Below are 5,761 nucleotides of genomic sequence, written 5' to 3'. Positions count from 1 at the left end.
CCGCCGCCAGGCTGCCGGCCGCCATGAAGGTGCGCGGGTGGGTCATTCTTTCTCCGTCTCGAGGGGGTTGAGGCGCTTGCCGCGCAGCAGCGACTCGGGCTGGCGGTCCAGCGTGTCGGCCAGCTGGCGGATGGCGTCGGCCGCGCGCGAGAGGTCCTGCATCGCCGCCCGCAGGTCTTGCGGCAGCGGTGCGTCCTGGGCCAGCAGGCCGCGCACCTCCTTGATGGTGCTGCGGGTTTCGTCCAGCGTCTGGCGGGCGCTGGGCACCAGCTCCTTCTGCACGCTGCCCATGGTGGATTCCAGCGAGCGGGTGGCGGCCTCGATGCCCACCAACGCCTTGCTCAGGTCGCCGGCCAGCTTCTCGAAGGGCACGCCCTCCAGCCGGTTGGCGATGCGCGCCACCTGCGCCTGCAGCTCGCCGAAGGCGTCGCGCACGGTGGGTATCTCGCGCTGGCCTTCGGCCAGGCCGGCCACCTTCTCGCCGCGGTGCTCGGGGAAGAAGTCGATGGCCACGTAGCGCTGGCCGGTCAGCAGGTTGGCGCTGCGCAGCTGCGCGCGCAGGCCGCGGTCCACCGAGCGGCCCGACAGCAGCCGCTCTATCGGGAAGCGGGCGCCGTTGGCATCTTCGGTGCGGCGGTTGTTGGGCTCGCGCGAGGCCACGGTGGCCGCGGTGTCGCGGTAGATGTGCAGCTTGACCGGGAAGGCGAAGCCGCCGACCTCGCGGTCGAAGCGGATGCCCAGCGAAGCCACCTCGCCGATCACGAAGCCCTTGAACTCCACCGGCGCGCCCACCGCCAGCCCGCGGACCGAATCGGTGAACACGGCGGTGTATTCCAGCACCTGCGCGGCGCCGCGGCGCAGCGCGGCGGCCTGGCCCTCGAACAGGTTGAAGGTGCTGCCCGCCTCGGCCTGCTGGCTGGCATCCAGCTCGGGCGGGGTCTCGAAGGCCACGCCGCCCACCAGCACCGACAGCAGCGACTCGGTGCGCAGCCGCAGGCCGGTACTGGCGTCGAACGACACGTCCACGCCGCTGGCATGCCAGAAGCGGCTGTTGGTGCTGACGAAGCGGTCGTACGGCGCCCGCACGAAGACGCGCAGCCGCAGGCCCTGGCCATCGGGCGCCAGATCGGCCGACAGCACCTGGCCCACCCGCACGCGGCGGAAGTACACGGCCGAGCCGATTTCCAGCGAGCCCAGGCTGCTGGCCTGCAGCACGAATTCCTTGCCGGCTTCATCCACCGACACCACGGGCTGCGTCTCCAGGCCGGTGAAGTGGCGCTGCGTCTCGGCGCTCTTGCCACCGTCCACGCCGATGTAGGCGCCCGACAGCAGCGTGGTCAGGCCCGACACCTCGCCGCCGGCCACCCGCGCCCGCACCACCCAGAAGCGCGTGTCCTCCACCAGCAGCGGGGCGGCATTGCGCTCCATCTGCGCGGTGACCAGCACGCCCTTGAGGTCCGGCGCCAGCCGCACCGCCGTCACCTGGCCCACGTTCACGTTGCGGTACTTGATGCGGGTCTTGCCCGCCTCGATGCCTTCACCGGTGGCAAAGCGGATGGTGATGGTGGGGCCGCGCTGCAGCCATTCGCTGGCGGCCAGCCAGCCCACGGCCAGCACCGCGATCAGCGGCACCAGCCAGATGGCCTGCGCCATCGACCAGCGGCGGCGGCGCTCGGGCACCGCCTCGGGGATGTCGGGCGGCAGGGCGGGGGCGGGCGGTGGGGCCGGCCGGTCTTGGGGGTCATCGGGCTGCATCGGGCTGCCGGTCGTCGGCTCGGTCAATGGAAGGAAAGCGGGCGCAGGCGGCGGGCGTGCCGGGGTCGTGCCACAGCAGGCGCGGGTCGAAGCTTTGCGTGGCCCACAGCGTGAGCCACACCACGGTGCCGAAGGCCACCACGCCGGGTCCGGCCGACACCTGCGCGGCCGGGCCCAGCTGCACCAGCGAGGCCAGCATGCCCACCACGAACACGTCCAGCATCGACCAGCGGCCCACCGTCTCGATCAGCCGGTACAGCGTGGTGCGGTGGGTGCGGCCGCGCTGCCAGCCCATGTGCACCGCCAGCACCAGGTAGCTCAGCACGCTGAGCTTGAGCAGCGGCACCAGCACGCTGGCGATGAAGACGATGGCCGCCAGCGGCCAGGAGCCGGCCTGCGCCAGTGCCACGATGCCCGACAGGATGGTGTCGGACCGCTCGCCGACGGCCGAGCGGGTGGTCATGATGGGCAGGGTGTTGGAGGGCACGTACAGCGCGGCGGCCGCCAGCAGCAGCGCGGTGGTGGTGCCCACGCTGCGCTTCAGGGGGCCGCGCAGCTGCGCCTCGCAGCGCGGGCAGCGGCCGGGGCCCTGCCGGTCGTCGGCCGGCGCCTTGAGCACCAGCTGGCACGCCGGGCACTGCTGCAGGCCGCACTCGTGCAGCGTGGGGCAGTGGCCGGCCGCCGGCTCGGCGGGCCGGGCTTTGGGGCGGCGGGTGAACCAGCGCATCGCCATGGCTAGCGCAGGCGCACTTCGCGCGGGTCCAGCAGCGCCCAGGCGTCCACCGGCGACAGCATGCGCAGCGCGGCCAGCCGCAGCGCCATGAAGGCCATCAGCGCCACCAGGCCGGGGCCGACGACCAGCGTGGCCAGCTGGCCCAGCTTGACCAGCGCCACCGCGGTGCCCAGCACCAGGATCTCGGTCATGTTCCAGTCGCGCATGCCCTGCCACAGGTGCATCACCGGCCCCAGCCAGCGCGGCGGCGGCTGCAGCGCGCCGGGGCTGCGGGCGCGCCACCACAGCGTCACCGCCACCAGCAGCATCGCGCCCATCTCGGTGGCCGGCGCGATCACCGTGGTGATGAACAGGGCCGCCGACAGCGCCAGCTTGCCCTGGTGCCACAGCACCACCGCCGCGCTGCTGAGGGTGACGGAGCTTTCCAGCCCTCGCAGCGCCAGCGAGACCATGGGCTCCAGGTGCACGGCGATGATGCAGACCCAGGCCGCCACCAGCAGCGCGACGACGCCCGACAGGCGCGAGGCCGACTCGGCGCTGGCGCCCAGATGGAGCGTGTGCAGCGGCGACTGGCAGCGCCAGCAGGTGGCCGGCCGGCCCGCCTGCACGCGGTTGAGCGCATCGCACAGCTCGCAGCCCGCCAGCCAGCCGCCGGCTGCATCGGCGGCATCAGGGACGGAGGTGGGGGCGGCGGTGGGCAAGGGCGAAGCTGCAGGTCGTGAAAGAAGCAGGGCGCATGATGCCGTGGCCGGCGCCGCGGCAGTGTAGGTGCTGTCCGACGGTGCTTGTGGGCGCGGTACGACCACCCCCGCAGGCAGCGCTTTCCACAATGGCACATGACCGCCAGCACCCCATCGACACCGCCTGCCCGCCCCGTTCATGCACCGCGCCGGCCGCGCCGGTGGCTGCATGTGCTGGGCCTGGTGATGCTGGTGCTGGCAGGCTTCCTGATCGTGTCTGAACTGCTGGGCTGGCGTTACCTGCGCGGCCCCATCGAACGTTATGCCACCGACGCGCTGGGCGCGCCGGTGCGCATCGCGGCGCCTTTCCGCCTGCACCTGCTGCGACCGCCCCAGGCCAGCGCGGGCGCGCTGTGGGTGGGCGCGGCGCCGGGCAGCCAGGCGCCGTTCCTGGTCGATGCCAAGGACGTGCTGCTGCGCTGGCGCTGGGGCGACGTCAACGACTTCCGCAAGGGCGGGCCGCTGCGCCTCGTGGCCCTGCAGGCGGGCCAGCTGGAAGCCCATGTGCTGCGCCCCAAGGAAGGTGTGGCCAGCTGGCAGTTCAAGACCGACAGCCAGGAGCCCAAGGTCGAGCGCGACTCGCCGCGCGTGGAGCGGGTGCGGCTGCGCGAGGCGGCCATCCATGTGAACGACGCGGTGAGCGAAGTGAAGGTGGAAGCCCATGCCCGCATGAACGAAAGCGCCCCGGCCGCCGGGGCGGCCTCGGCGCCTGCGGCGGCTTCGGCCCCTGCCGCCTCGGGCGAAGGCGACTTCGGCCTCGTGGCCGACGCCGAAGGCACCTGGCGCGGCATGCCGGTGAAGCTGCAGGCCCGCTCGCCCCAGGTGCTGCCGCTGCTGGACGATGAGCAGCCGGCGCCGCTGCAGGTCAAGGCGCAGGCGCTGATCGGCCGCGCCAGGCTGGCCTACGACGGCGTGGTGCACGACCCGCTGGGCGCACGTGGCATCGAAGGCGAGCTGCGCATCAGCGGCCCGTCGCTGGGCGCAGTGGGCGAGGCCTTGAACGTCACCCTGCCCACCACGCCGCCGTTCAACCTGGTGGGCACGTTGCGCCATACCGACCCGGTATGGCATGTGGCGGTGAGCACCGCCACCATCGGCAAGAGCGCGCTGCGCGGCACCTTTGCCTACGACCCGCAGCCGGCCACGCCCAAGCTCACCGGCGAGCTGCTGGGCAAGCGGCTCGACCTGGCCGACCTGGCGCCCGCGGTGGGCGCCGACGGCAAGCCTTCCACCCCGCCGCCCAATACCCGCAATGGCGGCCCGCGCGTGATCCCCGACCGCAGCTTCGACCTGCCTTCGCTCAAGGCGATGGACGCCGACGTGCGCGTGGCGCTGGACGAGCTGAACCTGAACACCAGCGCGCTGGAAACACTGCGGCCGCTGGCCGGGCGCATCGTGCTGGCGGGCGGCGTGCTGCGAATCGAAGACATCAAGGCCACCACCGCCGGCGGCAGCGTGACCGGCTCCACCGGGCTGGACAGCACCGCCCAGCCGCCGCGCTGGGACACCGACCTCAAGCTGCGCGGCGTGGACGTGGCCGGCTGGCTGAAGGCCGCGCGCAAGGACAACGCCGACGTGACCGCCCGCAGCAGCAAGGCCAAGCTGGAACGTGAACGCGAGGCGGCCCGCAAGGGCAGCGGCCCGGTCACGGCCTACATCACCGGTGAGCTGCAGGCCGAGTTCAAGCTGCGCGGGCAGGGCAACTCCACCGCCCAGCTGCTGAGCACGCTGGACGGCAGCGCGCGCGCGGTGGTGCGCAACGGCACGCTGTCGCACCTGATCGTGGAAGCGCTGGGCATCGACGTGGCGCAGGCGCTGGGCGTGTTCGTCTCCGGCGACAACAGCCTGCCGCTGAACTGCGCCGTGGTGGCCATGGACGCCAAGCAAGGCGTGCTGACGCCCAGCGTGGCCGTGCTGGACACGCGCGACAGCACGGTGACGCTGAGCGGCACCATCGACCTGAAGAACGAGTTGCTCAACCTGCGCAGCGAAACCAAGCCCAAGGACTTCAGCTTTGCCACGCTGCGCTCGCCGCTGCTGCTGACGGGCAGCTTCTCGTCGCCCGAGGTGGGCGTCGCCAAGGGCCCGATCGCCGCCCGCGTGGCAGCCGGTGCGGCACTGGCCGCGGTGGCCGGCCCGCTGGCCGCGCTGCTGCCGCTGCTGGACCCGGGCAGCGGCGACAAGGAAGACAACTGCCAGGCGCTGGTGCAGAAGTCGGAGCCGGGCAAGGCCGAACCCGCGAAGGCCGCAAAATCGCGGCCATGAACAAGGCGTTCACCAAAGAGACCGACCGCGACGACGACGACGACGAAGTCGGCGGCCTGCCGCCGCTGCCTGCCGGCACCCGCAACTACATGACGCCCGCCGGCTACCAGCGCCTGCGGGCCGAGTTGCTGGGCCTGATCGACGACGAGCGGCCCAAGATCGTGGAAGTGGTGTCCTGGGCGGCCAAGAATGGCGACCGCTCGGAAAACGGCGACTACCTCTACGGCAAGAAGCGGCTGCGCGAGATCGACCGCCGCATCCGCTTCCT

At 72.5% G+C, this 5,761-nt stretch carries 4 protein-coding genes and 1 pseudogene; 2 read left to right on the top strand and 3 right to left on the bottom strand.

The features are described from left to right. Window positions 1-42: 42 nt before the first annotated feature. Genes ABNT58_RS16090 through ABNT58_RS16080 form a run of 3 tightly spaced genes read right to left on the bottom strand, consistent with a single transcriptional unit; the run spans window position 43 to window position 3,189 of the window. The gene (locus tag ABNT58_RS16090; RefSeq protein ID WP_348754465.1) at window positions 43-1,755 is read right to left on the bottom strand and encodes an MlaD family protein; all 1,713 of its coding nucleotides are present in this window, start codon (window positions 1,753-1,755) and stop codon (window positions 43-45) included. Further along, the gene (locus ABNT58_RS16085; protein WP_348754464.1) at window positions 1,742-2,482 is read right to left on the bottom strand and encodes a paraquat-inducible protein A; all 741 of its coding nucleotides are present in this window, start codon (window positions 2,480-2,482) and stop codon (window positions 1,742-1,744) included. Before ABNT58_RS16085 ends, ABNT58_RS16090 begins: the two co-directional genes overlap by 14 nt. Before the next feature lie 8 nt (window positions 2,483-2,490). Further along, window positions 2,491-3,189, bottom strand: coding sequence for a paraquat-inducible protein A (locus tag ABNT58_RS16080; protein WP_348754463.1), 699 nt, complete (start codon window positions 3,187-3,189; stop codon window positions 2,491-2,493). A gap of 135 nt (window positions 3,190-3,324) precedes the next feature. On the opposite strand from ABNT58_RS16080, the gene ABNT58_RS16075 reads away from it, so the two are divergent. Continuing rightward, window positions 3,325-5,493, top strand: coding sequence for an AsmA family protein (locus ABNT58_RS16075; protein ID WP_348754462.1), 2,169 nt, complete (start codon window positions 3,325-3,327; stop codon window positions 5,491-5,493). Further along, window positions 5,490-5,761: pseudogene (locus ABNT58_RS16070) on the top strand (transcription elongation factor GreB); the annotation flags it as partial. The gene ABNT58_RS16075 and the pseudogene ABNT58_RS16070, both read left to right, overlap by 4 nt.

The organism is uncultured Aquincola sp., assembly GCF_964001545.1.
Lineage (GTDB): Bacteria > Pseudomonadota > Gammaproteobacteria > Burkholderiales > Burkholderiaceae_C > Aquincola.
Note: the sequence above shows the minus strand (reverse complement) of the source record. Positions and strands in the feature narration are given on the sequence as shown.